This window comes from Streptococcus sp. KHUD_013, assembly GCF_052588545.1.
Window position 1 is genome coordinate 1189973 of the sequence record NZ_CP186264.1, and the last position, 26205, is coordinate 1216177.

A 26205-nucleotide genomic window follows, 5' to 3' on the forward strand; every position below is an offset into this window, starting at 1 on the left:
ACTACCATATCAAATCCTGCCTCTAGTTTCAAAAATCTGCTACGCTAGCTTTACTTGACTTTTCTTGGCAAAATGATAGTATAGAAAAAATACATTTTAAGGAGAAAAAATATGTCCACAATTGACTTTCATAGTTTGGCAAAGACAGAACTCCACTGTCACTTAGACGGTTCCTTGTCTCTACCGACTATTCGCCAATTGGCAGCCATGACCAATATTGACCTTCCTGCTAGCGATGAAGAGCTCAAGCACCATGTCACTGCCCCTGCCCACTGTGAGAATCTTTTGGACTATTTGGAGGCCTTTGACTACATTCGCCCTCTCCTTCAGACCAAGGAAGCCTTGACACTTGCTGCTTACGATGTGGCCAAGCAAGCTGCTTTGGAAAATGTCGTCTACATTGAGGTTCGTTTTGCCCCAGAATTGTCCATGGACCAAGGGCTCACTGTCCCAGAAACTATCGATGCTGTCTGTGAAGGATTGCACCAAGCCCAGGATGAATTTGACATTACAGCCAAAGCCCTCGTCTGTGGTATGCGCCAGTCGGATCAAGAACTCACCTCTCGCATCTTGGCAGAAGCCAACCAAGTCACAGATCAGGATTTTGTCGGCTTTGACTTCGCTGGGGATGAGCATCACTACCCTCCACAAGCCATTGATGCCCTCATCCAACAGGTCAAAAGTTACAACCGACCCATGACCCTGCATGCTGGCGAGTGCCACTGCCCAGCCAATGTTGCTCAATCCATGGCCTACGGCATCAAACGAAATGGTCATGTGACCTTGCTAGCAGATGAACCAGAGCTTCTAAAAGAGTTTGTGAAAAATGGAGTCACCGGTGAACTCTGCTTGACCAGTAACCTTCAAACCAAGGCTGCTGCCACTGTGGCGGACTTCCCTTACCTCAAGATGAAGGAAGCTCAAGCTCATATCAGTATCAACACCGATAACCGGACCGTCTCTGATACGGATTTGACCAAGGAATATGCCCTCTACCATCGCCACTTCCAAACGACCCCAGCTGACTTTTACCAGCACAATGTCGATGCCATCCAGGCTTCCTTTGCTAGTGAGAAGGAAAAGCAAGAACTCCTGACCAAACTAGAAGAAGCCTATGCAGACTATTTATAAACGAAAAAAACTAGCACTTTATAAGTGCTAGTTTTTTAATCTTTCCACAAATCCATCGCCTGTAAGAAATCATCTGAAACTGTGACATTTTCAGGCTGTAGAGCTTCACGCTCTTGTTGCTTGATTTTCAACTGAGCCAGGCTATTAATGCCTTCCCGACGCCAATTGCGCAGGATGGCCTGGATGTATTTCCAGTGAGGCTTGCCGTTAAAGACTGCTTCTCTCAAGGCAGCCTTCACAATATCAGGGTCTGTTTGGTCCTGTTTGACTGTCTGCGTCAAGTCTTCGATTTCAAAGGGAGTCAATAAACGGCCTAACTCCTGCTCAAAGGTTTTGACCAAATCAGCCAGCTCATTTTCTGCCTGCTTGTCTTGCCCACGCTGTGCTACTTCCGTCTTACTTTGAAGCAAGTCATCCAGGCGTTCGAGCGCAACAGTCGCATCAAAAAGAACTTCAATCTCCCCATCCAGCTCAATGGTTCGATACTGGAGCAAACCTTGGTTGGTCAGGCGAGACATGGACTGGTTCACTTCTGCAACAGACTTGCCAATCGCATCTGCAATTTGATTCGGCGTGAGGCTGGATTGGTTGGTCGTATTTTGCAAATAAAAGAACTGCCAAACCAGAAAATCCTCTGCGTCTTTAAATAAGTGTTGATAATGGAAAAGTAAGGCACTTGGTAAGACCAAATTGCCCGACTTAAATGCTTGTGAATATGTCATACTACCCCTTTATAGGTAACCATAAAATGAAATATCTTTTTCTAACTCCTCCAAACGATAAGGAGTTTCTTGGTAAACTGCATAATTGATCCAATTACTAAAGAAGTTGGCTGCCGCTAAGTTCCACCGCATCCGAGGGTCACGACTGCTGTCATCCTGATCAAAATAATTCTTGGGAAGATCTGGATTCAAGCCTGCTTTCACATCCCGCTGGTATTCCTTGGCCAAGGTATCACGGTCATATTCCAAATGGCCAAAACTATAGACCTCTCGAAGGTCTGGACTGGCCAGGATCGATAGTCCTACTTCACTGCCTTGAGCTAAGACTTGCAAATTGCTCTTGTCTAGCACTTCTTTGAGGGGGACATCCGTATAACGTGAGTGAGGGGCCAAAAAAGCATCGTCAAAACCACGCATCAAACGGTTTTGTGGATTCAGAACGGTTTGCTCATAAATCCCAGATAACTTGTCGCACAGAGCTACTTTTTCAATGCCGTAGCGGTAATAGAGACCAGCTTGGGCACCCCAACAAAGATGCAGGGTCGAAAAGACATGGCGTTTAGACCAATCAAAGACTTTTGTTAACTCCTCCCAGTAATCCACTTCCTCAAAGGCTAATTTCTCTACAGGAGCTCCCGTAATGATCAAGCCATCATAATAGTTCTCTTTAATATCCTCGAAGGACTTATAGAAGACTTCCATATGTTCCGCCGCTGTCGTCTTAGACTCATGGCTAGTCATATAGAGGAAATCAACATTGATCTGCAAGGGAGTATTGGCCAAGAGGCGTAACAGTTGAGTCTCAGTTGCTACCTTAGTCGGCATGAGATTCAAAATCAGAACATTCATAGGACGAATATCTTGGTGAGTTGCCCGAATATCATCCATGACAAAAATATTTTCTGAGCGAAGAATATCAACTGCTGGTAATTTCTTATCTAAGGTAATTGGCATAAAAAGCTCCCATCTTACAAGTTGTTACCTCTTATTATAAGACAGGAGCATATAGTTTTCAATTATGGTTTTTCTCTATCTAGATATAGCTCTAAACTATATTAGTAATGCATCAAGACCTTGTAATCATAGTCTCCGATAGCTTCGCGGCCTTTGAGATCATCGAGCTCGATCAAGAAGGCACAACCTGCAACGATCCCACCGAGTTTTTCAATCATTTCGATGGTTGCTTTAACTGTACCACCTGTTGCCAAGAGGTCATCGACGATGAGGACGCGTTGACCTGGTTTGATGGCATCAGCGTGCATAGTCAAGGTATCCACACCGTATTCTTTTTCGTAGTCCGCTGAGATAACTTCACGTGGCAACTTGCCAGGCTTACGAACAGGCGCAAATCCAATTCCCAACTCAAAAGCAACAGGACATCCAACGATGAATCCACGCGCTTCAGGGCCGACGATCATGTCGATTTTCTTATCGGTTGCGTATTGAACGATTTCACGAATCGCATAACTATAAGCATTGCCATCTGCCATCAAAGGGCTGATATCACGGAAGGTAATTCCTTCTTGCGGATAGTTTTCAATGCTTGCAATGTAATCTTTTAAATTCATGGTTAACTTTCTTTCATATAAAAAATTTTTACATTCCATTATACCATGAATTCTACTAACGTGCATCATTTTTGCCAAATCATTTTCCCGAGCTCCCGATTCAAAAGCAAAATCCCACATCCGCAAAAGATGTGGGATTGGATTCGAAAAAATCTCTTACTTCTTTTCTACCAATTCATTGTACTGGATTGTCATATCGCCCAGATTTTTCAAAGAATAGCGCGAGCTTCCATTCTTGAACCAGGTACCAAGGATGTATTGTTCGGCGACCTTCTTGCTTTGGTTTCGAAGCCAAGTAAGGTCTTTGCCGTAGCTAGCAAGTTTCTGTAAAAAATCACTCCCCTCGACCGTTTGATTATCCTCGTAAAGATACACTTTTTCTTGAATCAATGCTCTTTTTTTAGAATTGTATTTGAAGGTCATCCAAACGTATGCATTTTCGTTTAGATGGTATTCATACCAGTAAACCCATTCAGAACTGTCTCGAAACATCATGACAGATAGTTCTTCCTGACCACCAACGATGTCATCTGAATAGGGATAGGACTGAAATCCTTCATCCTCCTTCCAGATGCGATCACTACCGATCGTCTCTGTAAAGGGCTTAAACATCACATAGCGCATCCAGCTGCCATTTTCAGCGTAGTTGATTTCTTCCATGGGATTTCTCAAACTCCAGTAGATTCCCAACCAATAAAGGCAAAAAAGTAGGATGGGTGTGAGCCAGAGGAATATTTTCTTCTTGTTCATTAAATCGATCCTGTTAAATAGTCATAAATTTCTTGCACAGATCCTAGGGCCATGAGTTCCTGGTCTTTGACCGTCTGCACCAAGTCCTGATAGATGGAACTAGAGGCAATCTCCTTCTTCTCCGCATCCTTGTTGACCGTCATGATGCCATTTTCAATCTGGACAAAGCCTAACTCTTGGAAGATTTGGATCATCTTAATCAACAAAACTTGTGGAATCTTGAGGTAGTCAGATAGTTGGCTGAGCTTATGGCGAATATCAAACTCAGGGAACTGATACAGCGTTTTGTAGAGTTTGGCATACTGATCGCGACTCCCGTAGCCTGTCAGGTAATAGGCCTTGTCTAGGTGATTTTTAAAATAGACCGCTTGGAAGTTCTGTTCTTGGAAGAGGGCTTTCAAGTCAGCCAGGTCATCGGGTATGCGATCGATAACAATGGCAGGGGAATCTTCCCCTTCTTCCAACTGACTAAAGAGTGGGACGGCTTGTGGGAGGGGAGCATTTTTCCCTCGGATATTGTAGAGCTGGACTCCTTCTACACGAGCATCCACCACCATCAGTTGCAGGGTGGTCTGTCCATTCCACTGATTGACGGACAAGGATACCACCAACTCCAAGTTTTTCGCTTGGGAGTACTCCAATTCCAAATGGCCCTGGCCAAAAGCCACCACATCAAAGCGGGCATCCCCTTTTTGAATCTTCAACTTCAGATGGCTATTGCCGGCCCCCATAGTCCGGCTAGACTCCACTTGAAAATCACGAATGTAAAAGACTGGCTTCTTATGGTCCATCCCAAAAGGAGCGAGACGGTCAAAACTCTTCAAGGTATCCAAGGTCAGCTCTTCTAGGTCCAACTCCTCATCCACAAAGAGTGTGGATTTGGCCGTCAGGTCAATCCCTTTTTCTACAATATAGTCAGAAAAAATCTCGGTCAGACGAGGGAGCTTGTCCACTTCCAAAGTCATACCAGCTGCACCCGCATGGCCTCCAAAGGCGATAAAGAGATCACGATGCGGATCTAGGGCTTCAAAAATATGGACACTTTCGGGACTTCGTGCACTTCCCTTGGCCTTGCCTTGGTCTATGGTGAGGACGATGATAGGCTGATGGAGCTCTTCAAGTAGTCGACCGGCCACAATCCCTAGGACACCAGGATTCCAGCCTTCTTTTGCCAAGATTTGGACAGGAAGGCTTGGGTCAACCATGGCTTTGGCCTCATCGTAGATGGCTTGGACGATCTCCTTGCGCTCTTCATTCTTGGCTTGAATCATCAGCGCAATTTCCAGCGCTTCTTCGTCGTCAAAACCTGTCAAGAGTTCGACCGCTGGATTTGGATCATCCAAACGCCCCAGGGCATTGAGACGAGGGGCAATCTGAAAACCAACTGTTTCTTCATTTACATCTTGAGGGGCGATGGAGGCCAGCTTGAGCATTTCCTGGAGGCCGATCCGTTGGGTTTGACGAAGGACACCTAGGCCATACTTTACTAGGATGCGGTTTTCATCTGTCAGACTGACCATATCCGCAATGGTCCCAATGGCCACCAGATCAAGGAAATCTAGGGGCACCTCTTCTAGGAGGGCACAAGCCAACTTAAAGGCAACCCCACAGCCTGCTAGGTGCTTAAAAGGGTAATCGGCATTTGGATGCTCGGGGTGAATGATGGCATAGGCATCGGGCAAGACTTCTGGCATGGCATGGTGGTCGGTCACGATAACATCTACTCCCATGCTTTGGGCCAATTCAATGGCTTCATGACCAGCTACCCCGTTATCCACTGTAATAATGAGGGATATTCCCTGCTGTTCAATAAAATACTTGTAGACACTGGCATTGGGACCGTAGCCATCCGTAAAGCGGTTAGGCAGATAGACGGTTACTTCCGCCCCCATCTGCTCCAGGGTTTCCTTCATAATAGAAGCGGCCGTCATCCCGTCCGCATCATAGTCCCCATAAACTAGGATTTGTTCATAATCTTCAATGGCTTGGCAAATGCGATCCACTGCCTTGTCCATATCGTGAAGCAGGTAGGGATCATGCAGATCTTCTAGCCGAGGTTCAAGAAAACGATCCAGCGCCTCTTCCGTCTGGATCCCTCGTTCTCCCAGTAACTTGGCTGCAGATGCTTCTAATCCTCTCTTCTTTGCTTGCGCCAAAAAAGTATCATCTGAAAAGGGCGCAGCAAACTGCCATTCATATTTTGACGTGATCATCTGTTTATCTTTTCTCCCTGTTATCTAGTCTACTTATTATATCATGAATGAATTTATCAGAGGGGATAAAAGCCTATGCTTCCTAAAGAGAGAATAGAAAAAAACGGATGGCGATTAAACTCACGGTACCTTTACCATCAAGACTTACTTTTCTAGACGAAAGAAAAGACTGGGAATCAACTCCCAGCCTTGCTATTTGACTTGCGGTCTATTAGATAGTCCCTTTTTCATCTTCCTTATTCTTGATTCTCTAGTTCGTCCTGTTGATCTTCATAAATAACAACTTTCCCATCTTTCACTTTGAAGGAGTAACTGAGCGTGTCTTCCGAATCATCTTTATGATTGGAATAGTAGAAACTATAGGAACCATTCGGTAGCTTGCTCGCATCTAGCTTTTTAGCTGCCGCTTTTAGGTCTTGCTCCTTAACGGACACGGCATCATCTACATAAATGGTCATACGGATTAACTCTTGATCTATCAAGGTTTGAAAAGGAATTTGATAGTAGCCGGCAAAGTCTTTTTTCCCTTCTTTGAGATTTTGTCTTGCAATGCTATCCAGGATTTCCTCTTTTTCTTCCTGATAAAAGTTACTTAAAAAGATAGAGAATTCAATTGGAAGGCCGAGAGATTGCTTCTTTATTTCCTTCTCTAGTTTTTCCTCGATATTTTTTATGGATTTCTGCTCTAAAAACACTTTCTTATAGTCTGGAAGAAAAATAATAGATGAACTTGACCAGTCATCATGAAAAGTTGTTTCATTTTCCAATCGTACCGTTTGATCATCGTAGGTTTTCTCAGAGTAGGTGTAGCTTACATGATAAGTTGGGAATTCTAGGGCAGTCCAAGATAACTTGGTGATAGTTACTTTTCCATGAAGACCAGCTTGAGCAAGCTCACTGCTAACAACTTCTTTAGCCTTTTTGTAATCGCTCGATGTCATGATCTTACAACTGGTTAGAACCATCGTTAAGAATAAAATGGGAACTAGGAGTAAAAGGGAATAACCTTTGTTTTTCATAGGTCTACCTCCAATAATAGAAAACTTCCAAAAGTTAGATAGAGGACTATATAGGATGAAAGATTCTCACAAGTTGAATTACTCATCAACGTATTCATTTATCTAGCTCTATTCTACCATTATTTACAAGGAATGTCAGGAAAAACAAGAAAAGAGGCTGGGACAAAAGTCCTAGCCTCTTAATTGTTTTTGGATTGTCGAGCAAGACGCAGTGGTTGAGTGGGCTCTACTACGCAGGTTTCATCAGCTTTTACAGCCCTACTCAACTGTGCGGAGGTGGAACGACGAAATCGAATTCTAACGAATTACCGATTTCTGTCCCACTCTCTCTCCGTCAATTATTATAAATCATCCCTGTACAGGCTTGCTCTGAAAGTTCAACAAAGCCCAGAGATTGGTAAAAGGCAAGATTCTTCTCGCTCCGTTCAGTGGCGAGGAGGCGTTGATAGACATTGGGGAAGGTCGCTAAAGCCTCTTCTAAAAGTTTCCTTCCGATACCTTGGCGCTGGTGATCTGGTCGTACCAGGAGGTCCTGCACAAAAATGACTGAGTGACCATCTCCTACCAAGCGGATGTAGGCAACGAGCTCTTTCTCATCATAGACTCCCAACTGCCAGAGACTGGCTTTGACAGCTTCTTCTAGCATAGTTGGATTGTTGGTATAATTGGTCCAGCCGACCGAGCTGTAAAGTGCGACTAAGTCTGCCATCGCTGGAATCTCTTGTTTGTACTCTAACATCTTAACTCCTTTTTAAGGTATAGTGCTGGAAGAAGGCTATATCCCGATAAGGGGACTCCTGACAAACGGCCAGCTCCATCTGAAGCATGGACTCTCGCCAGCCTTCTCGGCCTTTGAAGCGATTGTCCTGCAAGGAATAAAAGACTCGAATTCCTTGGTAGTTCTGGACTTCAAGAGCTAGGCCTTCGACTGCTGCACCGAGATCATAGGCTTGAGCCAAGCCCATAGAGTGGGTTTCCAGATCTTGGCCAGCTAGTAAATCGAGGGCCTTCTGAGTATCATTTTCAAAGACCACCGTCTGCAAGACGCGGCCAACCTCATTGTGCTTGACGATAGAAAGCAAGCCTCCTGGTTTCAAGAGACGAGTGAATGCCTTGAGGACAGACTCGCGATCCTCTACATACTCCAAAACATTGTGGCAGAGGATAACATCAAAGCTGGCATCTTCAAGACTTGCTAACTGGTCCAAACTTCCGACCAGTTGCTGGTAGGGACGGTCCTGGGACCGCAAGGCGACCATTTCCTCGTTTGGTTCCACAGCAAGGACCTCATTGTCTTGTGCCAGGTGGTTGGCCACGAGACCAAAGCCACTGCCAAAATCAAGGACCTGCTTGCCCTTGATGTCTTTTAATTGGGCAAAAAGGATATCATAATAGATCTGTCCCCAAGGTTGCCGGATGTTTTCTAAATAGGCTTGAATATTGGCTGCCATCTGACTCCTCCTATTTGAAGTTAAACATCTTGCTGGCTAGCTTGTCCGAGATGCGAGGGAAAAGGGTATAGAGCTTGTGGGTCAAGTTCAAGAGCCAAGGGAGATTGAGCTCGCGTTTTGCTTTTCCAAAGTTCTTCACAATCTTCTTGGCTACAAAGTCAGGCTCCAAAATATAGCGGTCTACAGCCTTGACATAGCTTCCATCGGGGTCTGCCTGGTCAAAGAAAGTAGTCCGAATGGGGCCTGGATTGACCGTCGTCACATGGACACCAAAGGGCATGAGTTCCAACCGCAGGGCATTGGAGAAGCCAATGGCCGCAAACTTGGTCGCCGAATAAAGGCTGGATTTGGCTGTTGCGACCAGTCCTGCCATACTGACGATATTGACGATGTGCCCCTTGCCTGCTTCCTTCATGCGGGCACCCATCAAGCGCGAAAGCTGCATGAGGGCAAAGGTATTGACTTCAAACATGGCATGGATCTGCTCGTTTGTAATCTTGTCAAACTCTTCAAAAATCCCATAGCCTGCATTGTTGACCAAGACATCGATCTGTCCATAGCGCTGATAGAGCTCTTCTACCATATCTTGAACAGCTGAGGAATCTGTGATATCAAGCCCGATGCATTCGGCTTGAGGATGGTCAGCATAGACTTGTTCCAGTTTCTCTTGATTTCTCCCTAGGAGAATAAGCCGGTCCTCAGGGAGGAGCTTGACCATTTCTTGTGCTAAGCCTCCACTCGCTCCTGTGATGATGATAGTTCGCATCTTAGATCTCCACTTCTTCCAAGTCCTTGACCACATGGACCTTCTCAAACACAGTCGCAGCATCCTTGCGCAATTGACTGACGTCCTTGGAGAGGAAGCGGGCACTGATATGGTTGAGTAGAAGGTGTTTGGCTCCTGCTTCACGCGCCACTTCTGCTGCCTGCATATTGGTCGAGTGGCCATGCTTACGAGCAATCTTCTCATCGCCCTTGCCATAGGTAGACTCATGCACGAGAACATCTGCATTGACGGCAAGTCTGACGCTGGCATTGGTCTTCCGGGTATCGCCCAAGATGGTGATGATCTTACCCGGTCGAGGGGCTGAGATATAATCCGCAGCAATGATCTTGGTACCATCTTCCAGGGTAACATCCTGCCCATTTTTGACCTGGCCAAAAAGTGGTCCAAATGGAACCCCTGCTGCCTTGAGCTTGTCTGCGTCTAGGGTCCCTTCCAAATCCTTCTGCATGACCCGGTAGCCGACACAGAAAATGGTGTGGTCCAAGGCCTCGGCATAGACCGTGAACTTATCGGTCTCCATGATTTTCCCAAGTGAACCTTCATCGAACTCATGAAAATGGATCTTGTAAGGCAGGCGGGAACCAGAAACCCGAAGACTGGTCAAGACAAAGGATTTGATCCCGACCGGTCCATAAATCTCTAGATCAGTCTGCTCTTCATTGGCCTGAAAGGCGCGGCTAGAGAGGAAACCTGGTAAGCCAAAGATATGGTCCCCGTGTAAGTGGGTGATAAAGATCTTGCTAACTTTTCGAGGACGGATGCTGGTTTCTAAGATTTGGTTTTGCGTCCCTTCCCCACAGTCAAAGAGCCAAACTTCATTGATTTCATCCAAGAGTTTAAGGGCTAGACTTGAGACATTACGAGATTTGGACGGCTGTCCCGCACCCGTTCCTAAAAATTGAATTTCCATTGTATTCTTTCTAACTAATATAGATCATAGCAGTCCGATTTTTTGATCGAACGGCGATTTTTCCTGGGTAGGCCCTAGCTAATTGAGCCAATTCGTCCTGGTTGTAGCCAGCCAGGCGGATGCTACCATCTGAAAACTCTTCAAATTGAGACAAAGCTGACAATTCCTTGGTCTCCACCACCTCTTGATCGTTCACCGGACGCATCAAGATCAAGCCTTCCTCTTCATAGACGAGATAGTGAGGGAAGATTTGCGCAATCTCAAACAAGAGGTCCATACGAATAGCTTCTGCTTGCTGAGCAAAGACTTGAGCCAAGCCCTTTTCTCGGTAGCAAAAGCCATAGGCCTTGCCTGACAGATTGAGACGGACAAATGGTTTGTCCTCCTCAAAGCTAGGACTGGTCTGATAGAGGTCAAAGGCCTCAGTGACTTGTTCATAATAGTCTGTTGCTGCTTCGGGGCTCTTCTTTTGGTAAAGCTCAGCAAAATAGGCATTGATGACACTGGGCGGTGGCGTGATAAACTGGAGCTTTTGCTCTTCTGTCAATCCCGCTAAGACCCGCTCCAAATAGACCTTGTCTAGACTGGTATAGCCTCCATAGCTGAGAGCGATATTAAGATAATCCATGATGATAAAACTCCTCTAGTCTCCATGCATTTTTAGGGGCGATGTAGCCTGTTATGACCTCACCAGTTTCCTCATAGGAACGCTCAGCCAATATGGCAATTGTCTCCAATTCATGGATGCGGTAGGCTTGATCAAAAGGAACCTGAATCGTAAAGGGATGGAAGAGCTCCTGCATCTTTTCAAGTAGAATGTCCTGCAGTTTAGTCCGACTATCGGGATCCTTGGCCGAAACCAGGCGATAAGGTGTCTGAGTCGGAGTAAAGTCCGCGACCTTATCAGCCTTATTGTAGAGAGTTAAGCGTGGAATCTCCAGCATCTCCAAATCCTTCATGATCTGAAGAACTGTCTTTTCATGCTCTTCATGGTTGGGATCAGAGGCATCGATGACATGGACCAAGAGATCCACATTCTTGCTTTCTTCCAGGGTCGACTTAAAACTGGTCACCAACTCTGTCGGCAAGTCCTGAATAAAACCAACTGTATCTGTCAGAGTTACTTGTAGATTGCCTGTTAGATGAATGCTCTTGGTGGTCGCATCCAAGGTCGCAAAGAGTTCATCTGCCTCGTATTGGGTCTTACTGGTCAAGGCATTCATAATGGTTGATTTGCCGGCATTGGTATAGCCAATCAAGCCAATCTTAAAGATGGGGGATTCTAGGCGTTTTTCCCGGACCACTTCACGGTTCTTCTCGACCACCTTGAGTTGACGCTCGATATCGGTGATTTGATTGCGGACACTCCGGCGGTTCAACTCCAGCTGACTTTCTCCCGGTCCACGGGAACCAATCCCCCCGGCCTGACGGCTGAGCATGATCCCTTGACCCACGAGACGGGGCAAGAGGTACTTGAGCTGGGCCAGATGAACCTGGAGCTTGCCTTCGTGGCTTCGTGCCCGCATGGCAAAGATATCCAAAATCAACTGCATCCGGTCGATGACCTTTACACCTAAGATTTCTTCTAAATTCACATTCTGGCGAGGGGTCAAACGGTTGTTAACGACAACAGTCGAAACCTCATCTGCATCGACCATTTGGGCAATTTCTTCTAGCTTTCCAGAGCCGACAAAAGTCTTGCTATCGTACTTTTCTCTCTTTTGGGTGTAGATCCCTACGACTTCTGCTCCGGCTGTCTTGGCTAGACTGGCCAACTCCTCCATGGACATGTCAAAGTTCTCCATGCCTTGGAGCTCGACACCAACAATGAGGACCCGCTCCTGTTTTTTCTCAGTTTCTATCATCTAAAAATCTTTCTATATCTTGAAGAATCCGCTCCTTGAAGCCTTCTTCTCCAATCTGGTAAAAATGAACCGTCATCCGATTGCGAAACCAGGTCAACTGGCGCTTGGCAAAACGGCGCGTATTTTGCTTGAGCTGTTCAAGAGCCTCTTCTAAACTTTGCTCCCCCTTGAAATAAGGAAAGAGCTCCTTGTAGCCAATCCCTTTCGCAGCCTGAACCTCAGGATGGTTGTCATAGAGCCACTGGGCTTCTTCGAACAAGCCCTGCTCAACCATGAGATCCACCCGTCGATTGATGCGGTCATACAAGGCTTGGCGATCATCGTCTAGACAGATGATATAGGGTTCATAAGCTGGAGCTTGATTTTCCAAGTCCTGACCGAAATGGGCGATTTCCAAGGCCCGCATTGCTCGTCTACGATTGATCTGCGGAATTTCAATTCCCTCTTTTGCTACTCGGTCAAACAGTTCTTCATCAGTGAGAGGAGACAAGGACTCCCGATAGGTTAGAATGTCCTCGTGGGCAACATCCCCTCCTAGGTGATAACCTTCTAAGAGACTTTGAACATAGAGGCCTGTCCCTCCAGCAATAATAGGAAGGTGCCCCCGTCCTTGAATCTCCTCGATGGCTTGGCTGGCTTCTGTCACAAAATCGTAGGCTGAGTAAGTCTCTGTCACCTCGCGGACATCGATCAGATGATGGGGAGCTGCTGCCTGCTCTTCTGGACTAGCCTTGGCCGTTCCAATATCTAGAGTGCGGTAGACCTGCTGGCTATCTCCGCTGATGACCTCCCCCTGAAAGCGCTGGGCCACCTCGATAGCGAGGGCTGTTTTCCCAACAGCGGTCGGTCCCACTATCACAATTATCTTGTTTTTCATCGTTTTTCCTTGCAAAAATCGCATTTTTTCGTTACCATATATTATAACATAAAAATTTAAAGTTCTAAAAAGGAGAAATTCTCATGGCTAAAGGATTTGGTAAAGGTTTTGTTACTGGTGTTGCTGGTACAGTTGCTGCTGTAGCAGGTGCAGTTTACACATTCAAGAAAAAAGTAATCGAGCCTGAAGAACAAAAAGCAGCTTTCATCGAAGAAAACCGCAAAAAAGCAGCACGTCGTCGCGTATCACACTAATCAATCAAAAAACTCCGGTTTCCCGGAGTTTTTTTGAATGGAAACAAACTATTTTTACATTAACTAGCTAGATAATATTTCAAAAATTTTTTATTAGATAAGCATTTAAGCAAATCTAAAACTTTCCGCCGTGAGAAAAAGTGCTTGAACCACCATGGTTCAAGCACTCGGTAGTTTTGAAACCTTAGGTTCAAAACTAAGTCATGGAACTTCTACGAAGTTCGCTGACGTCCGCACTCACCTAAGGAAAGTTTTTCTATAGACTTTATCTTCAATTTGAAGAGGCTGGGACAAAAGTCCTAGCCTCTCAATTGTCTTTGGATTGTCGAGCAAGACGCAGTGGTTGAGTGGGCTCTACTACGCTGATTTCATCAGCTTTTACAGCCCTACTCAACTGTGCGGAGGTGGGACGACGAAATCGAATTCTAACGAATTACCGATTTCTGTCCCACTCTCTTTATGTGATATTACACTCCCAATCGGATATGAGGGAAGTGGTTGTAGAGGTAGTCAAAGGTTGACTGAAGTTTAGTGTCTGTTGTTTTACCAATGTTCTTAATAGGCATTTGGTATTTCTTTTGATTGTTTCGAACAGCAACTAAGGTTGAGTTTCTGTTTGAAGCAACGAAGCCACGATGCATGGTGAGAATGTGGTGGTAGAGATGGACGACCTGTTTGAGATCAATCGCCTTGAAACCTCTATAGTAGGTAATGAGATGGTCTTTATAAACAGCAATTTTCAGCACATCGTCGTGGAAAGAAGCTTGCTCCAGCAGGATATTGAGATTGTTCTTGGCCTCTGGATAGGCTGCATAGATTTCTTCGTAGGCAGCGATATTTTTCTTGCGGCCGATAATTCCTATAACGACAAAGAAAACACAGAGTCCAATCAAAAACAGAATGTAGAACATGAATGCAAGATTATCAGATTCAAATTCAGTGATAGAGATATAGGAGCTGCTTGACATTACTGTGATGACTTCGGGATTGTCTGCTAGGAGACCGCGAACGAGGCTGCCATAATTAGAGATATATCCCTGATTTTTTTAGGGGAGTTAGCATTAACATAGGAGCCAACGATTCGGACAGGATTTTTTTCCAGCTCGCCCTTTTTCTCTTTTTCCAAGAGCTGGGCAATCTGTTTGTCTCCCTTTTTAGCCTGCAGACCAACATATCCGTCTTGGTAAGCAACCAGCCAAACTTGAGTATTATCTTCTACTTCAATCAGAGCCTCTGGAAAAATATATGACACTTCAGCATAGACTGCTGAATCTGCTCCGGGATTGCTATTTCGGTCATAGGCAGTCTTGGTGTTGACTTTTTGGTATTGGATAAATCCCATCACTGCAGCAACTGCTAGAAAAATAAAAGTAATTACCAGTAGGGCGATGGTACCCTGGTTACGTCTTTCCTTGAGCATAGCTCAACCTTCAAAATATAGTACAAAAAAATAATTTGATTAGCAAACTATCTTTTTTGTATAGTATAGCATAAATGCTTGACAAATGGCAAGAATGTGTTAAAATATGAATGAATATATAGATTGATTCATTCATAAAAGAGGCATGGAAATGGATAAAAAAAATGAGCTCTTGGCTGCGGCTAGAGAAGTATTTGCAGAAAAAGGCTATAAGGCAGCTGGAATTTCTGATATTGCTAAGAGAAGCCATATGGCTGTCGGATCATTTTACAAGTATTATGAGTCCAAGGAAGCTATCTTCTTGGAGGTTTATGTAGCTGAAAATAGCCAAATACGTGAGGGAATCATGCAACGCGTAGACTGGCAGGGCGAGCCCGAGGCAATCGTTGAGCAGCTTTTTGCAGTCACTTTTGAGTTGATTTCACCCAATAAAATTCTGGCTGAGTGGAACAAGCCAGGCATTTCTCAGATTCTGCACGATTACTATAATCAGGATGCCGGACGAGCATCCAATGCCTTTCATCAGTTTCTGATTCAGACCTTCAGCCAGCGCTTGCAGGAAGAGGGCTTTTCGAAGGAGAAAATAGCTGAGATCATGAAGGTTTATGACTTGATTTATTACATAGACATGCATGTCACAGAGCAGGAATTTTCAGGCTATTTCGATAGTCTTGAGACTTTAGTGAAATATTTTGTTAAGGGGATTTTTTCCAAATAGAGGAAATTCCTTTACTTAGAAGCAAGCATGAATGAATTTTTAAAATCATTCATTCATAAACAAAAGGAGGTGATGTCTTATGTAGTGCGAATAGGAATTGGAAGGTATTCAAGAAATGTGATTGGATAAGTATAAAGTGAATTATTTTTTAAAAAGTTTTGAATGAATATTAGAAATCGTTCATTCAAAAACGGAAAGTGAGGAAATGAATGAATAAGCAAGGAGGATTTGCTATGAGCGGATTGGCTATTTTGGGTATCTGTCTGGTGCTGATTGGTCTTTTGACCATTGGTTACGGCGGTGCGACAGTTGGTTTTAGTTTAAGTGTGGATTTTCAGTCATTTTTAGTCGGAGGTCTCATCGTTGTCCTGATCGGAGCAGCTTTGATTCCGGGCTTGCCGGCAGTTGTTAAGCTGACGGCACTGGCTTTGACAACTTTGTCATTGCTGATGTACATTCACATGATGCCAGATTTAGAGTTCATGCTTATGCTCATCTCAGATGTCGTGGTTTTAGGCTTTGCGGCTTGGTTTGCTATCCTTTTTTTAAGAAAGTAGGTGATGAAGATGATTGTAGTTTATGATTCAAATACTGGTATTGGTAAACGATTTGCAGAATCACTGGGCTATCCGACCCAGACTATCAAGGAGAAACTGGAAGAGCCCTGTATTCTCATTACTCGAAATGCTGGTGCTGGGAAAATTCCCTGGTCTACCAAACGCTTTATCAAGAAACATCCTGGGCTGATTAAAGGTTTTGTTAATAATGGTGACTCTGTTAAACACGGCCGGACCTTCTGCGGGGCGACTGCCTTGATTATCGAAAAATATGGGCTCCAGCATATCTGCGATATTGACCGAGGCGGTAGTCCAGAAGATGTCGAGACTGTGCAGGAATTTTTGGCGGAGTGCTAGTCTCATCAAGTTTCGTAAAATGGAGGACTCGTATGTCTAGATTCAAGAAAATTGGGAGCTTGTTTCTGGCTCTGATTTCTGTCTTTATCCTAACGGCCTGCGGGCATGTACAGAAAGAGCCCGACACTTTAGATAAGACGGAAAGAAATTCTTCTAAACAAGAAGAAGCAGATCAGAATCAGGTAGACGCAACTTCCAGTGCGTCACAGAAAGATTGACTTTTTTGTCAAAATAGAAGAGCTTAATTTGTTCAATGATTTTTAGGTCATCTGTTGACCTGTTTTGCGTATCAATAGAGGCTGGGATAAAAGTCCTAGCCTCTCAATTGTCTTTGGATAGTCGAGCAAGACGCAGTGGTTGAGTGGGCTCTACTACGCTGATTTCATCAGCTTTTACAGCCCTACTCAACTGTGCGGAGGTGGGACGACGAAATCGAATTCTAACTAATTACCGATTTCTGTCCCACTCTCTTTTTGTGTTCTTATCGTTCTTTTAACATCTTGGTCGCAAGGTCTAGCATTTCCACTGCCTTTTGGTAGTGCTCGTCCAACAAATCGTAGACGGCATCTTCCGACAGAACACCACAATAGACCTCTTCAGGAAAGTCTGGTTGATTGGACAGTTCGACATCCTCCATATAGACCTGGCTAGTGTAGTAATCGCGAAGGGCGATATAGCTATACTGGCCTGCTTCTACTCGTTGCAAACATGCTTCAAGCTCTTCGATTAAACCTTGGTAGGCGTTGAGATGGCCTTCCATCTCTTGGATTCGTTCGATAGGAGTCATGATTAATCCTTTCTATCTGCTAGAGAAACGACTTGCAATTGCTCGCCTCCTAGTAAGATTAAATACGATTCGATGCAGTCTATACCATACGAGCGACGGAGGGCTTCTGCGTAGAGTTCCAGTTGGGCCTGGTAACGATCTAGCAAGTCCTGAGGGTTGCGGTAACGGTCTGTCTTGTAGTCAAAGAGAAGAATCCGATCTTCTAGAAGCAAGTAGCCGTCCAAGATCCCCCGAACTACAAAGTCCTGACCACTAGCTGGATCCGTCTTGAGCATGGCAAATGGGGCTTCACGATGGACTTTGCCTGACTCCTTGAGCAAGAGTTGTCCCAAGTCGGTCTGGAAGAAAGCCAAAACCTTCTTGAGGTCGATCCGCTTCTTGACAGCCGGACTGGCATTGACCTCTTGGAGAACCATTGCTAGGCTCTCCATGGTTGGAATCGTCGTCAATGGGATCCGTTGCATCAGTTCGTGCAGGGCACTACCGACTGCCGCCCCTGTCACAGCTTCTTCCTTGCCAAAGGTTGGAAACTCAAAGCTTGCTAAGGCAAGATCTGCTTTTTCCATGAGGTCCACTCCGTCGATATCTTGGATAGGTTCATAGAATTTCTTAATTTGGCTCGGAGTCCGCACACTCGGAAGTTGGATGGCTGCTTGGTATTGGGTGTTGAGCCGGTCCACTGATTCTAAGACGTCTAAAGCCCGGCGGATCTCATCTGATTGACGGTTGTCCTTGAGGTCATCAACTGGAAGAGAAGACTTCAACTCCAAGTGACCGATTTGCTCCGGCGTCAAGTCTTGGTCGGACACAAAATGAGTCTGATAGGCTAAGTGTTGCTGGGCAAAGACTGCCTGAATGGCATAGAGCCAGTCTTGGAAACAATTGATCTCCTTCCGAAGAGCTGGGCTCAAGCGTCCATTGACACTGGCTCCCCATTTTCTCTCTTCTAGCTTATCCTGCCGGCCCTTACCGACAAGATAAAGCTTACGCTCTGCCCGGGTCATAGCGACATAGAGGAGACGCATCTGCTCCGACAAGGCTGCCAGACGAATTTCCTCGACATTTCGCTGGTAAGGCAGGGTCTCAATGACCAATCGAACCGCCTCAGGAAGTCCCTCTTGATCAGACTCGACAGGAAGATTCGCAATATACTTGATGCCCACCCCATTTTTCCGACTGATAACGGCATTGGTAGACAGTTCTTTGCCGACAAACTTTTTATCGGTGTTGAGGATAAAGACATAGGGGAACTCAAGTCCCTTGCTCTTATGGATGGTCATGAGTTGGACAGCATCCTTAGGAACTGCCTGGGCAACATTGGCCAAGTCATGCTGGTTTTCCAAGATCTTATCAATCATGGAGATAAAGCGAGGCAATCCCTTGAAACTAGAACTTTCGAAGTCATTTGCCCGAAGAGTCAAGGCATAGAGATTGGCCTGCCGTTGGGCACCATTTGGCAGGGCACCCACATAATCATAGTAGTGGCGATCCTGGTAAATCTTCCAAAGCAGGTCATAGAGAGAATGCGTCTGGGCATAGTCACGCCAGCCATCCAGTGTCTCCATAAAGCGAGTGAGTTTCTCTCTTAAGCTTGAATCGATCAACTGAGGAGCACTTCCAGTCTGGTCTAAAGCATGCTGCAGTTTCTCATAGAGATTTTCTGCTTTCTTGCCTTCAACTCCCTGTAAAGCTAAGCGAGCTAACTGGTCCTCGTCAAATTCAAACATGGCTGATTTCATGAGGGCCACCAAGGGATAGTCCTGTAAGGGATTGTTAATGGTCCGGAGGGTATCCAAGAGGACCATGACCTCAACAGACTGGAGGTAGTTTTCCTCTCCCCCGTCCGCAACGATAGGAATTTGATAGGCTTCAAAGGCTGAAAGCACCTTGTCGTTACGGGTCCGTGAAGCCGTCAAAAGCGTGATATCTTTGAAAGGTACCCCTTCTTCATTGTGGAGGCGGATGATCTCCTTGATGACCAAAAGGACTTCACCTGAGGATAGGCTATCCCCTTCTTGCTCCTCTTCTTCACCTGTTTCAGCTGCGTCCTGACTCCCATCATAGAGCAGGAACTCCGTCTCATAAGCTGGTGTCGGCTCTTTCTTCTCCGGATTTCCCGCAATCAAGCGATGGCTCTGGTCATAGAGAATCTCTCCAACTTCCTCATCCATGAGGCGTTCAAAGACATGGTTGGTCGCTTCTAAGACTTCTACATGGCTCCGGAAATTCTCTTTGAGCAGGATCAATTTGCCATCTGCCCCTTCTTCTTGGTAGGCCTTAAACTTGTCATTAAAAATCTGAGGATCAGCCTGACGGAAGCGGTAGATAGACTGCTTGATATCTCCCACCATGAAGCGGTTGTGGCCATTAGACAAGAGCTCCAACATCCGCTCTTGAGTGTGGTTGGTATCTTGGTACTCATCGACCATGACCTCGTGGTAGCGCTCCTGATAGAGACTGCGGATATGAGGAAATTCTTCAAGAATCTGGATGGCAAAATGGCTGATGTCGCCAAATTCAAAGGTATTTTCCTGCTTCTTGCGTTCCAAATATGCAATCGAGAAAGCTTGGACAAAATCCCTGAGCAAGACTAGCAAAGGCAAGGGTTCATCCTTGAAGCGAATCTGATAGGTTAGTTGGTAGTGCTGGGAGGCTGCTGCCCGCAAGGCTTCGATACGTTCTTTGCGTTCGTCATTAAAGGCAGTCGCTAACTCTTTCAGGTCTTCTTTTCGAGTCGTGATGGTCAGACTTCGTCCGCCACTGGCACGGGAGATCAAGACCACCCGCTCCAAGACCTCAAAAATCGCTTCCTGGCTGGATTTCTCATTGAGACGAGCAATCAAGTCTTGAATAGCGGTGACATTTTCTTGGTACTTGGCCCCTGAAAATGCTTGTCCTTCATTAGCCAGATGGAAGGTAAAGAAAGATTCCAATTCAAAGAGTTGCTCTTTTACCTCTTGGGCTAACTGATCCAAGGCTTCATCATAGTCCAAATCCTGATAGCCTTTGAGGAAGGACTCCTCCAACCAGGCGAGAGGATCCGCAGTGGATTGCAAGAAGTCTACTAGGGCGTATACCTGGTCCTTAAAACCTGCTAGCGACTTACCCTTTCCTGTGAAGTTCTTAACCAAGCGACTAAAGAGGCGTTCAGGCCCTTGCTCCTCATAAAACTGCTCAAAGACTTGCTCGAAGCAGTCATTCTTGAGTAAGGACTGCTCACTAGCACTTTGGAGGATACGAAAGGTCGGCGAGAGGCCTAATAAATAGCTATATTTGGAGACCAGTCGCTGCGTGAAGGCATCCATGGTCCCGATATCACTAGTTGGTAATTCTGCAATTTGTTGGGCCAGGTGGTGCTTGAGCTCCTCGTCCTTGGTAGCCTTTAGGCTCTTCTCCAACTCCTTTTCCAAGCGTTCCTTGAGCTCAGTCGCTGCCTTGACCGTAAAGGTTGAGATAAACAATTGCTGTATGGAAATCCCTCGGTGCAATTGATCCAGGATCCGTTGGACCATGACAAAAGTCTTCCCAGAACCGGCCGAAGCTGAGACTAGGATATTGGTTCCTGACGAATAGATAGCTTCTATCTGCTCAGGTGTCCGCTTTGGTTCCTTATCAGACTGGGCCTCCTGGACTTGGAGGTCTTGAATCTGACTGGGACTTAGAAATTCAATTGGTTTCATTGATTCAATTCCTCCTTCATTTTTTCTATCCAGGCCTGACGGAGCTTGTCACCGACTGGGCGTTTATCATAGCGACTTGGGTCCAATTTCTCCAAGAAGCGAGCTTGTCCTAGGTGGAGATTGGCTTCAAATCCCGTAATCGATTTATATTGTTCTACATACGGAGCAATGCTTCGACCATTTTCAGTATAAGGGTTGATAGCAAAGTCACCCGACAAGATGCCCTCGGCTGCTTGTTGATAGAGATGGGCATTGTAGAGCAAGAGCAGGTCTAGCTCCTCTTGACTCAGCAACATAGCCTTGTTTTTCTCATAGCTCTCCCCTAGTTGGTTAGCTTGGTCTGCCAAGAAGAGCCCCTTGTATTGTTGGGATTTTAGAACCGCTTGGACAGCATCATCAACCGCCTTGGTATCCTTGAGAGGCACCAAAGGATCTGTCATCTGCAAGTACATGGCTCCAAAAATCCCCTTGTCAGGATCAAAAACCTTAAAGTCTTTGATAGCAGACAGATAGGTTGGCAACTGGGAGTTGAGTCCATTAAAGAACTTCTCAAAATTAAACTTAGTCTCTCCAGACTTGTAGTCCACCACTCCCAAGGCTCCTGTATTAGAGAGACGGTCAATCCGATCGACCTTGCCCTTGACCAAGAGCGGACGGCCATCCTCAAGGGTTAAGAAGGGACGATCTTCTCGGCCAAAGAGAGCTTCTTCCCCAATGGTTTCGATGCTGTCATTGTGAGCGAGGACACGACCAGTCGCCCGAGCTGTATCCAGGAGCAATTCTTTTGAAAAAGCAGCCATGGCATTCTCCTGATATAGGAGGGCAAACTCTGTCTCCTGGCTGGTTTCGCGAATGGCCTTGTTCAAGCGCTCATCAAAATCCCCTTCTGAAGGATCTTTCAGCACACGTTCAAAAATTCGGTGCAAGAAATTCCCATGGCTTCTAGCATCTGGACGCAAGTGCCACTCCTCCTGTAAGCCTAGGACATAGTGAAGATAATAGCTGTATTGGTTTTGGTAGTAGGTGTTGAGAGCTGAAGCAGATAAAGACAGGGCCTGCCCTTTTGGATAAAGGACTTCCAGCGTCTCATCCTCTAAGACCTTGGTCGTCAAGCTTTGGCTAATTTGCGGAATGTGCAAGCCTTCTGACGCTAATTTTTTCCGAAGGACGCGAATAGCAACTGCCCAGAAAGTCGCTTCTTCCTTGCTCAACTCCTGGTCTATTTCTCCCTGGTGCAATTCAATCAGTCGAGCTAAGAGAGCCTGGTAAGACCCCATATCTTCACTAGAGGCCCTTGCCTTCTTCTGAATGACGGGTAGAGCAAGCGGTTCCTTGGTCAGCTCAAGCAAGTAAGGCGACATCTTGTCATCCACTTCATTGACTAAGATAGGACTGGACAAGACTAACTGTTTGGTGGCCGCATTGAAGAGAGACAGGGCGACGAAACGATTCTTCCGTAAGTTGTCCTGACTAGCAATTTGGAGATTAGCCTGTTCCCCTGAAGCTTGGTTCAAGACCTGACGCTCCTCATCTGTCAGCAAGGATTGGTCCTTGGCAATCTTAGGGAAGCGCTCCTGGGTCAAACCAATAGCATAGACATAGGGAGCTGATAAGGGCTCAATCAAATCATAGGACTGGACCGTCACCACATCTACAGTCGCTGGGACCGTCCGATAGCTTGCCAACAAGATCCCTGACAAGAGGATGCTCAGGAAATCATCCAAGGTCACTTTGAGTTGATCAAAGACTTGGGCAAATTGTTCTAGCACATGGCTAAAGGACTTCCAGACCTGGTCATAACGTTCCATCTCCTGCTCAGAGCCACGACTAGCTAAGGTTTGCATATTTTGCGCCAACTGGGCATCTTGACAAAACTGGGCAAACTTCTTCAGAAGTCCCTGGCTGGTCTGACTCTTGGTCTTGTAAAAGTCCTGCAGAGGACCGATGACTTGCTGGCGAATCTGATTGAGACGCTCTAGGTCAAATTTGTCCTGGTGGTTGGCTGTAAAGTCACGAGAAAAGGCAGCCAGACCCTTGATTTCTGCAAAGCGAACATATTGTTCGAAATGGTCAATGTCCTCTCTTGTCAGCGTCCCATAGAGTCCCGTCTTCAAGAGGTTGACTACATCCTCGGCCAAAAACCGATAACGACGAAGGCGATCCAAGGATTCTACCCATTGGACCAGGGGATGCTGGGCCATGGATTCACTCTTTCCAAGATAGAAAGGAATCTGATACTGGTCAAAGATGGTCTTGAGCTGGAGTTGATAAGCATCCACATCCCCCAAGAGGACGCGAATATCCTTGTAACGTGCTCCCTCATACAGGCATTGGCGAATGGAGCGGGCTACAGCCTCTAGTTCTTCCTTTTGATGGTTGCAGGTCCAAATCTCTACTGCTTCTCGGTCTTGGTCAGACAGCTTCCCCTCTACCTCCGTAAAGTCATAGCGCGCTTCCAAGATCCGCGTCATCCGGCTAAAGGCATCTTCTTTTCCTTGACCGACGTAGCTTGGCGTGACCTGGTAAGTTCTGGCCAAGTCTAGCAGGAAGTCCACACTGGCCTGGTAGAGGTTTCCCTCACGAAAGGTCGAGCGATAGGCTTTCTCACTGGCGTAAGCCCCAATAATGATCTCGACCCCCTTGTCATGTAGTAAATGAACCAGGTAGTCCTCCTCGGCTGAGAAACGGGTAAAGCCGTCAATCACTAGAGCCAAGTCTTTTAACTCCTTATCCAAATCTCCCTTGATAAGGTGAGAGGCAAAACTAGCCAACTTAGACTCAGACTCAAAGGAACCTGCGACTAACTGATCTTGAACAGCTTTCAAGATATGGACCAGATCTTCTCTCTTCTCCTGATCTGGCAAGGCATCCAAGTCTGACGGAGTCATCTGGGCCGTCTGCAACTCATGAAAGAGCTGGATCAATTGTTGGATAAACTGGGGATCTTTTTTGAGACGGGCATAGACCTTGAGCTCTTCATCTGGCATCTGAGAAAGCACCTTAAAAAAGAGCATACCGAGACCGATATCATCAAGTGCTTGTTGCTGATGGCTTTCATTGAGTGTAAAGTAGCGTGCCATCTGGGCAAAGCGCGTAATGGTGATGGCAAAAGAAGCCTTCTGGTCTAGAAGTTGCAAGACTTTGCGCTCCTTCTCAAAAGATAGGGAGTTGGGCGCGATATAAAAGACCCGCTTCCCTTCTTCAACCAAGCGATTGGCTTCATCCACCAAGACCTGGGTTAAAGGCGTTCGAATATCTGTATAGACTAATTTCATAATGTACTGATTCCTGTAAAATGATAGTTCTATTATACCATCTTTGCGCCTTTTCTACAGGGATTTTCCCATCATTCAGGAGATTCAAAACAGATAAAAAAACCGGACAAAACGTCCAGTTTTTCAACTCTTTTATTAACTTCCCCAGTTGATTAAAAGATAGAGTATGCTAGAGCCAAACATATCGGCCAATGCATGCATGAGGAAGAATGGTAAAAGGTTTTTGATCACCTTCTTGTAAAGAACATAGTAGAAGAGTCCATAGATCACTCCGATGACCACTGCCCAAAGCAAACCTTGGTAGGTATGGAAGGAAATCCGAATCAAGGTCGAATAAGCCAGTGCCCACCACTTGTATTTCTGATTAACAGATGTCATGACTCCTAAGAAGAAGAACTCTTCGTAGAAACCATTGAGCAAGGCATAAGCAATCGCCATGGGACTAAGAGCTAAGAACTTGTGGATAATCTGCATGGGATCGATATAAGCGAGGAGATTGATATTGAAGTAATCATACTCTCCACTCACCGTTGTCACGATATCCCCAAACAGACCAACGATGGCAAAAATAAAGGGTACCCAAAAGAGGACGGACCATTTAAAACGAATCGGAAGCTGTTTAAAATCAAAATTCCGTAGAAGCAAGTAGGTCAAAGCAAGGGCTAATAAGATGATTTGCAAGGTGAAGTTGCTAGAGTATGCTGCGCCATCCGTAGCTGTATTGGCAGTCGTTTCAGTAGTTGCGGTAACGGTTTGAGCAACTGGTTGAAGACTGGCAAGGAAGAGTTCTGTAGACCATACAATAAACTGCCCAAACATGATCGCAGTTACAATGGCGATATCATACCACTTGAGCTCTTTTAAGGGCTTCTCTGGTCGTATAAACTTACGAATGTTCATCATTTATCCTTCTATTCCCACAAGGGAAGTATTTCTAATGATTCTACTATATAAGAAATAGCTTAAAATAACTTTAATTCTTAATTAGTAATAAAATGGTATCGATAAAGAGGCTGGGACAAAAGTCCTAGCCTCTCAATTGTCTTTGGATTGTCGAGCAAGACGCAGTGGTTGAGTGGGCTCTACTACGCTGATTACAGCAGCTTTTATAACCCTACTCAACTGTGCGGAGGTGGGACGACGAAATCGAATTCTAACGAATGACCGATTTCTGTCCCACTCTCTTTTAGTTCGATTCCTCTAAAAGGTCTTGGATTCTATCCAGATACTGATTATCAGTCACCGCCATCACGCGCACCCCTTCTGGCCAGATAAAGTCGGGACCAATCTGACTTCGCAAAGGCTGGTCTTCCGCATCTCGATAGCCAATAATATTGAGTTGATATTGGTCTCTGATTTCCAAGTCTCGGATGCTTTTTCCTACCCAGCTAGCTGGAACCGTAAACTCGACCACCACCACTTCTTCATCCAACTGGAAAACTTCAATCCCATGTTGGAAGAGAATCATCTTAGCTAGGGACATTCCCGCTTCCACCTCTGGTAGGATGACCAAATCAGCCCCAATTTTCTCAAGGACTTCCTTGGTCACTTCATTCTTGACCTTGGCAATGACATGCTCGACGCCAAGTGACTTACAGTGCATAACAGCCAGCACACTGGACTCCAGGTTTTCACCCGTCGCGATCACGACTGTGTCACAGTTCCCAATATCTGCTGCATCCAAGAGGTCCAACTCCGTAATGTCTCCAACAATTCCAGTCGAAATCATGGATTCATACTGATTAATCACATCTGCGTGATCATCAATTGCAATAATATCCACATCCTGGTCCTGTAGGGTTTTGAGGACACTCTGTCCAAAAATTCCTAATCCTAAAATTCCAATGGTTCGATTCGCCATGAG

Annotated in this window: 24 protein-coding genes and 1 pseudogene; 6 read left to right on the plus strand and 19 right to left on the minus strand. The window is 45.6% G+C overall.

The genetic code is table 11. The features are described 5' to 3' along the window. The first annotated feature begins 111 nt into the window (after nucleotides 1-111). The gene (gene add, locus ACOXXR_RS05595; RefSeq protein WP_006596510.1) at nucleotides 112-1131 is read left to right on the plus strand and encodes an adenosine deaminase; all 1020 of its coding nucleotides are present in this window, start codon (nucleotides 112-114) and stop codon (nucleotides 1129-1131) included. 35 nt (nucleotides 1132-1166) lie between these two features. Here add and ACOXXR_RS05600 read toward each other — a convergent pair whose 3' ends face one another. From ACOXXR_RS05600 to miaA, 13 genes are all read right to left on the minus strand, one after another. Further along, entirely contained in the window at nucleotides 1167-1853 is a 687-nt protein-coding gene (locus ACOXXR_RS05600) for a DnaD domain-containing protein (RefSeq protein WP_445278233.1), read from the minus strand. A 9-nt stretch (nucleotides 1854-1862) separates the two neighbouring features. After that, a complete protein-coding gene (gene metA, locus ACOXXR_RS05605; RefSeq protein WP_313964991.1) occupies nucleotides 1863-2807 on the minus strand; it encodes a homoserine O-acetyltransferase MetA in 945 nt (314 codons plus the stop codon). A 101-nt stretch (nucleotides 2808-2908) separates the two neighbouring features. Continuing rightward, the gene (locus tag ACOXXR_RS05610) at nucleotides 2909-3421 is read right to left on the minus strand and encodes an adenine phosphoribosyltransferase (protein ID WP_123160176.1); all 513 of its coding nucleotides are present in this window, start codon (nucleotides 3419-3421) and stop codon (nucleotides 2909-2911) included. A 156-nt stretch (nucleotides 3422-3577) separates the two neighbouring features. Beyond that, entirely contained in the window at nucleotides 3578-4171 is a 594-nt protein-coding gene (locus ACOXXR_RS05615) for a TipC family immunity protein (RefSeq protein WP_445278234.1), read from the minus strand. Next, nucleotides 4171-6384 carry a single-stranded-DNA-specific exonuclease RecJ gene (gene recJ / locus ACOXXR_RS05620; RefSeq protein WP_445278235.1) on the minus strand — a complete coding sequence of 738 codons (2214 nt, stop codon included), beginning with the start codon at nucleotides 6382-6384 and terminating at the stop codon, nucleotides 4171-4173. Before recJ ends, ACOXXR_RS05615 begins: the two co-directional genes overlap by 1 nt. 236 nt (nucleotides 6385-6620) lie before the next feature. Continuing rightward, nucleotides 6621-7403: a hypothetical protein gene (locus ACOXXR_RS05625; protein ID WP_445278236.1), complete on the minus strand. Its 783-nt coding sequence runs from the start codon at nucleotides 7401-7403 to the stop codon at nucleotides 6621-6623. A gap of 334 nt (nucleotides 7404-7737) precedes the next feature. Further along, the gene (locus ACOXXR_RS05630) at nucleotides 7738-8142 is read right to left on the minus strand and encodes a GNAT family N-acetyltransferase (protein WP_445278237.1); all 405 of its coding nucleotides are present in this window, start codon (nucleotides 8140-8142) and stop codon (nucleotides 7738-7740) included. 1 nt (nucleotide 8143) lies between these two features. Further along, nucleotides 8144-8854, minus strand: a complete 711-nt coding sequence (locus ACOXXR_RS05635; RefSeq protein ID WP_445278238.1) for a class I SAM-dependent methyltransferase — start codon at nucleotides 8852-8854, stop codon at nucleotides 8144-8146. A 10-nt stretch (nucleotides 8855-8864) separates the two neighbouring features. Then, on the minus strand, nucleotides 8865-9620 hold the full coding sequence (locus ACOXXR_RS05640; RefSeq protein WP_445278239.1) for an SDR family NAD(P)-dependent oxidoreductase: 756 nt from the start codon (nucleotides 9618-9620) through the stop codon (nucleotides 8865-8867). A gap of 1 nt (nucleotide 9621) precedes the next feature. Continuing rightward, a complete protein-coding gene (rnz, locus tag ACOXXR_RS05645; protein ID WP_048788919.1) occupies nucleotides 9622-10551 on the minus strand; it encodes a ribonuclease Z in 930 nt (309 codons plus the stop codon). 10 nt (nucleotides 10552-10561) lie between these two features. Next, complete coding sequence (locus ACOXXR_RS05650; RefSeq protein ID WP_445278870.1) at nucleotides 10562-11182, minus strand: cystathionine beta-lyase; 621 nt, start codon at nucleotides 11180-11182, stop codon at nucleotides 10562-10564. Then, the gene (gene hflX / locus ACOXXR_RS05655; protein ID WP_195562879.1) at nucleotides 11166-12416 is read right to left on the minus strand and encodes a GTPase HflX; all 1251 of its coding nucleotides are present in this window, start codon (nucleotides 12414-12416) and stop codon (nucleotides 11166-11168) included. The genes ACOXXR_RS05650 and hflX overlap by 17 nt, the downstream gene beginning before the upstream one ends. After that, nucleotides 12403-13293, minus strand: a complete 891-nt coding sequence (gene miaA / locus ACOXXR_RS05660; RefSeq protein WP_445278240.1) for a tRNA (adenosine(37)-N6)-dimethylallyltransferase MiaA — start codon at nucleotides 13291-13293, stop codon at nucleotides 12403-12405. The genes hflX and miaA overlap by 14 nt, the downstream gene beginning before the upstream one ends. 83 nt (nucleotides 13294-13376) lie before the next feature. Between miaA and ACOXXR_RS05665 the strand changes: the two genes are divergently transcribed. Next, nucleotides 13377-13547, plus strand: coding sequence for a DUF3042 family protein (locus ACOXXR_RS05665; RefSeq protein ID WP_003002781.1), 171 nt, complete (start codon nucleotides 13377-13379; stop codon nucleotides 13545-13547). A 467-nt stretch (nucleotides 13548-14014) separates the two neighbouring features. On the opposite strand, the pseudogene ACOXXR_RS05670 reads toward ACOXXR_RS05665, so the two are convergent. Continuing rightward, nucleotides 14015-14967: pseudogene (locus ACOXXR_RS05670) on the minus strand (hypothetical protein). Nucleotides 14968-15118: 151 nt separating this feature from the next. Between ACOXXR_RS05670 and ACOXXR_RS05675 the strand changes: the two are divergent. The 4 genes from ACOXXR_RS05675 to ACOXXR_RS05690 all read left to right on the plus strand — a co-directional run bounded on the left by ACOXXR_RS05675 (nucleotide 15119) and on the right by ACOXXR_RS05690 (nucleotide 16817). Then, nucleotides 15119-15685: a TetR/AcrR family transcriptional regulator gene (locus ACOXXR_RS05675; protein WP_414281408.1), complete on the plus strand. Its 567-nt coding sequence runs from the start codon at nucleotides 15119-15121 to the stop codon at nucleotides 15683-15685. 209 nt (nucleotides 15686-15894) lie between these two features. Next, nucleotides 15895-16242 (plus strand): hypothetical protein, encoded by a 348-nt coding sequence (locus tag ACOXXR_RS05680; RefSeq protein WP_006596523.1) that lies wholly within the window; start codon nucleotides 15895-15897, stop codon nucleotides 16240-16242. Further along, on the plus strand, nucleotides 16243-16599 hold the full coding sequence (locus ACOXXR_RS05685; RefSeq protein ID WP_006596524.1) for a class Ib ribonucleoside-diphosphate reductase assembly flavoprotein NrdI: 357 nt from the start codon (nucleotides 16243-16245) through the stop codon (nucleotides 16597-16599). A 32-nt stretch (nucleotides 16600-16631) separates the two neighbouring features. Next, nucleotides 16632-16817, plus strand: a complete 186-nt coding sequence (locus ACOXXR_RS05690) for a hypothetical protein (protein ID WP_006596525.1) — start codon at nucleotides 16632-16634, stop codon at nucleotides 16815-16817. A 263-nt stretch (nucleotides 16818-17080) separates the two neighbouring features. On the opposite strand, the gene ACOXXR_RS05695 is transcribed toward ACOXXR_RS05690, so the two are convergent. The 5 genes from ACOXXR_RS05695 to ACOXXR_RS05715 form a co-directional block, all read right to left on the minus strand. Then, a complete protein-coding gene (locus ACOXXR_RS05695; protein WP_445278241.1) occupies nucleotides 17081-17386 on the minus strand; it encodes a DUF4298 domain-containing protein in 306 nt (101 codons plus the stop codon). Between the two features lie 2 nt (nucleotides 17387-17388). Next, nucleotides 17389-21066, minus strand: coding sequence for a helicase-exonuclease AddAB subunit AddA (gene addA, locus ACOXXR_RS05700; RefSeq protein ID WP_445278242.1), 3678 nt, complete (start codon nucleotides 21064-21066; stop codon nucleotides 17389-17391). Further along, complete coding sequence (rexB, locus tag ACOXXR_RS05705) at nucleotides 21063-24341, minus strand: ATP-dependent nuclease subunit B (protein WP_445278243.1); 3279 nt, start codon at nucleotides 24339-24341, stop codon at nucleotides 21063-21065. Before rexB ends, addA begins: the two co-directional genes overlap by 4 nt. Nucleotides 24342-24476: 135 nt before the next feature. Then, complete coding sequence (locus tag ACOXXR_RS05710; protein ID WP_445278871.1) at nucleotides 24477-25241, minus strand: CPBP family intramembrane glutamic endopeptidase; 765 nt, start codon at nucleotides 25239-25241, stop codon at nucleotides 24477-24479. Nucleotides 25242-25527: 286 nt separating this feature from the next. Continuing rightward, nucleotides 25528-26202, minus strand: a complete 675-nt coding sequence (locus ACOXXR_RS05715) for a potassium channel family protein (RefSeq protein WP_445278244.1) — start codon at nucleotides 26200-26202, stop codon at nucleotides 25528-25530. Nucleotides 26203-26205: the final 3 nt, after the last annotated feature.

Excerpts from the sequence above, each read along its gene's own strand:
- add (WP_006596510.1), top strand. The coding sequence starts at position 112 with ATGTCCACAATTGACTTTCATAGTTTGGCAAAGACAGAACTCCACTGT.
- ACOXXR_RS05600 (WP_445278233.1), bottom strand. The coding sequence starts at position 1,853 with ATGACATATTCACAAGCATTTAAGTCGGGCAATTTGGTCTTACCAAGT.
- metA (WP_313964991.1), bottom strand. The coding sequence starts at position 2,807 with ATGCCAATTACCTTAGATAAGAAATTACCAGCAGTTGATATTCTTCGC.
- ACOXXR_RS05610 (WP_123160176.1), bottom strand. The coding sequence starts at position 3,421 with ATGAATTTAAAAGATTACATTGCAAGCATTGAAAACTATCCGCAAGAA.
- ACOXXR_RS05615 (WP_445278234.1), bottom strand. The coding sequence starts at position 4,171 with ATGAACAAGAAGAAAATATTCCTCTGGCTCACACCCATCCTACTTTTT.
- recJ (WP_445278235.1), bottom strand. The coding sequence starts at position 6,384 with ATGATCACGTCAAAATATGAATGGCAGTTTGCTGCGCCCTTTTCAGAT.
- ACOXXR_RS05625 (WP_445278236.1), bottom strand. The coding sequence starts at position 7,403 with ATGAAAAACAAAGGTTATTCCCTTTTACTCCTAGTTCCCATTTTATTC.
- ACOXXR_RS05630 (WP_445278237.1), bottom strand. The coding sequence starts at position 8,142 with ATGTTAGAGTACAAACAAGAGATTCCAGCGATGGCAGACTTAGTCGCA.
- ACOXXR_RS05635 (WP_445278238.1), bottom strand. The coding sequence starts at position 8,854 with ATGGCAGCCAATATTCAAGCCTATTTAGAAAACATCCGGCAACCTTGG.
- ACOXXR_RS05640 (WP_445278239.1), bottom strand. The coding sequence starts at position 9,620 with ATGCGAACTATCATCATCACAGGAGCGAGTGGAGGCTTAGCACAAGAA.
- rnz (WP_048788919.1), bottom strand. The coding sequence starts at position 10,551 with ATGGAAATTCAATTTTTAGGAACGGGTGCGGGACAGCCGTCCAAATCT.
- hflX (WP_195562879.1), bottom strand. The coding sequence starts at position 12,416 with ATGATAGAAACTGAGAAAAAACAGGAGCGGGTCCTCATTGTTGGTGTC.
- miaA (WP_445278240.1), bottom strand. The coding sequence starts at position 13,293 with ATGAAAAACAAGATAATTGTGATAGTGGGACCGACCGCTGTTGGGAAA.
- ACOXXR_RS05665 (WP_003002781.1), top strand. The coding sequence starts at position 13,377 with ATGGCTAAAGGATTTGGTAAAGGTTTTGTTACTGGTGTTGCTGGTACA.
- ACOXXR_RS05675 (WP_414281408.1), top strand. The coding sequence starts at position 15,119 with ATGGATAAAAAAAATGAGCTCTTGGCTGCGGCTAGAGAAGTATTTGCA.
- ACOXXR_RS05680 (WP_006596523.1), top strand. The coding sequence starts at position 15,895 with ATGAATAAGCAAGGAGGATTTGCTATGAGCGGATTGGCTATTTTGGGT.
- ACOXXR_RS05690 (WP_006596525.1), top strand. The coding sequence starts at position 16,632 with ATGTCTAGATTCAAGAAAATTGGGAGCTTGTTTCTGGCTCTGATTTCT.
- ACOXXR_RS05695 (WP_445278241.1), bottom strand. The coding sequence starts at position 17,386 with ATGACTCCTATCGAACGAATCCAAGAGATGGAAGGCCATCTCAACGCC.
- addA (WP_445278242.1), bottom strand. The coding sequence starts at position 21,066 with ATGAAACCAATTGAATTTCTAAGTCCCAGTCAGATTCAAGACCTCCAA.
- rexB (WP_445278243.1), bottom strand. The coding sequence starts at position 24,341 with ATGAAATTAGTCTATACAGATATTCGAACGCCTTTAACCCAGGTCTTG.
- ACOXXR_RS05710 (WP_445278871.1), bottom strand. The coding sequence starts at position 25,241 with ATGAACATTCGTAAGTTTATACGACCAGAGAAGCCCTTAAAAGAGCTC.
- ACOXXR_RS05715 (WP_445278244.1), bottom strand. The coding sequence starts at position 26,202 with ATGGCGAATCGAACCATTGGAATTTTAGGATTAGGAATTTTTGGACAG.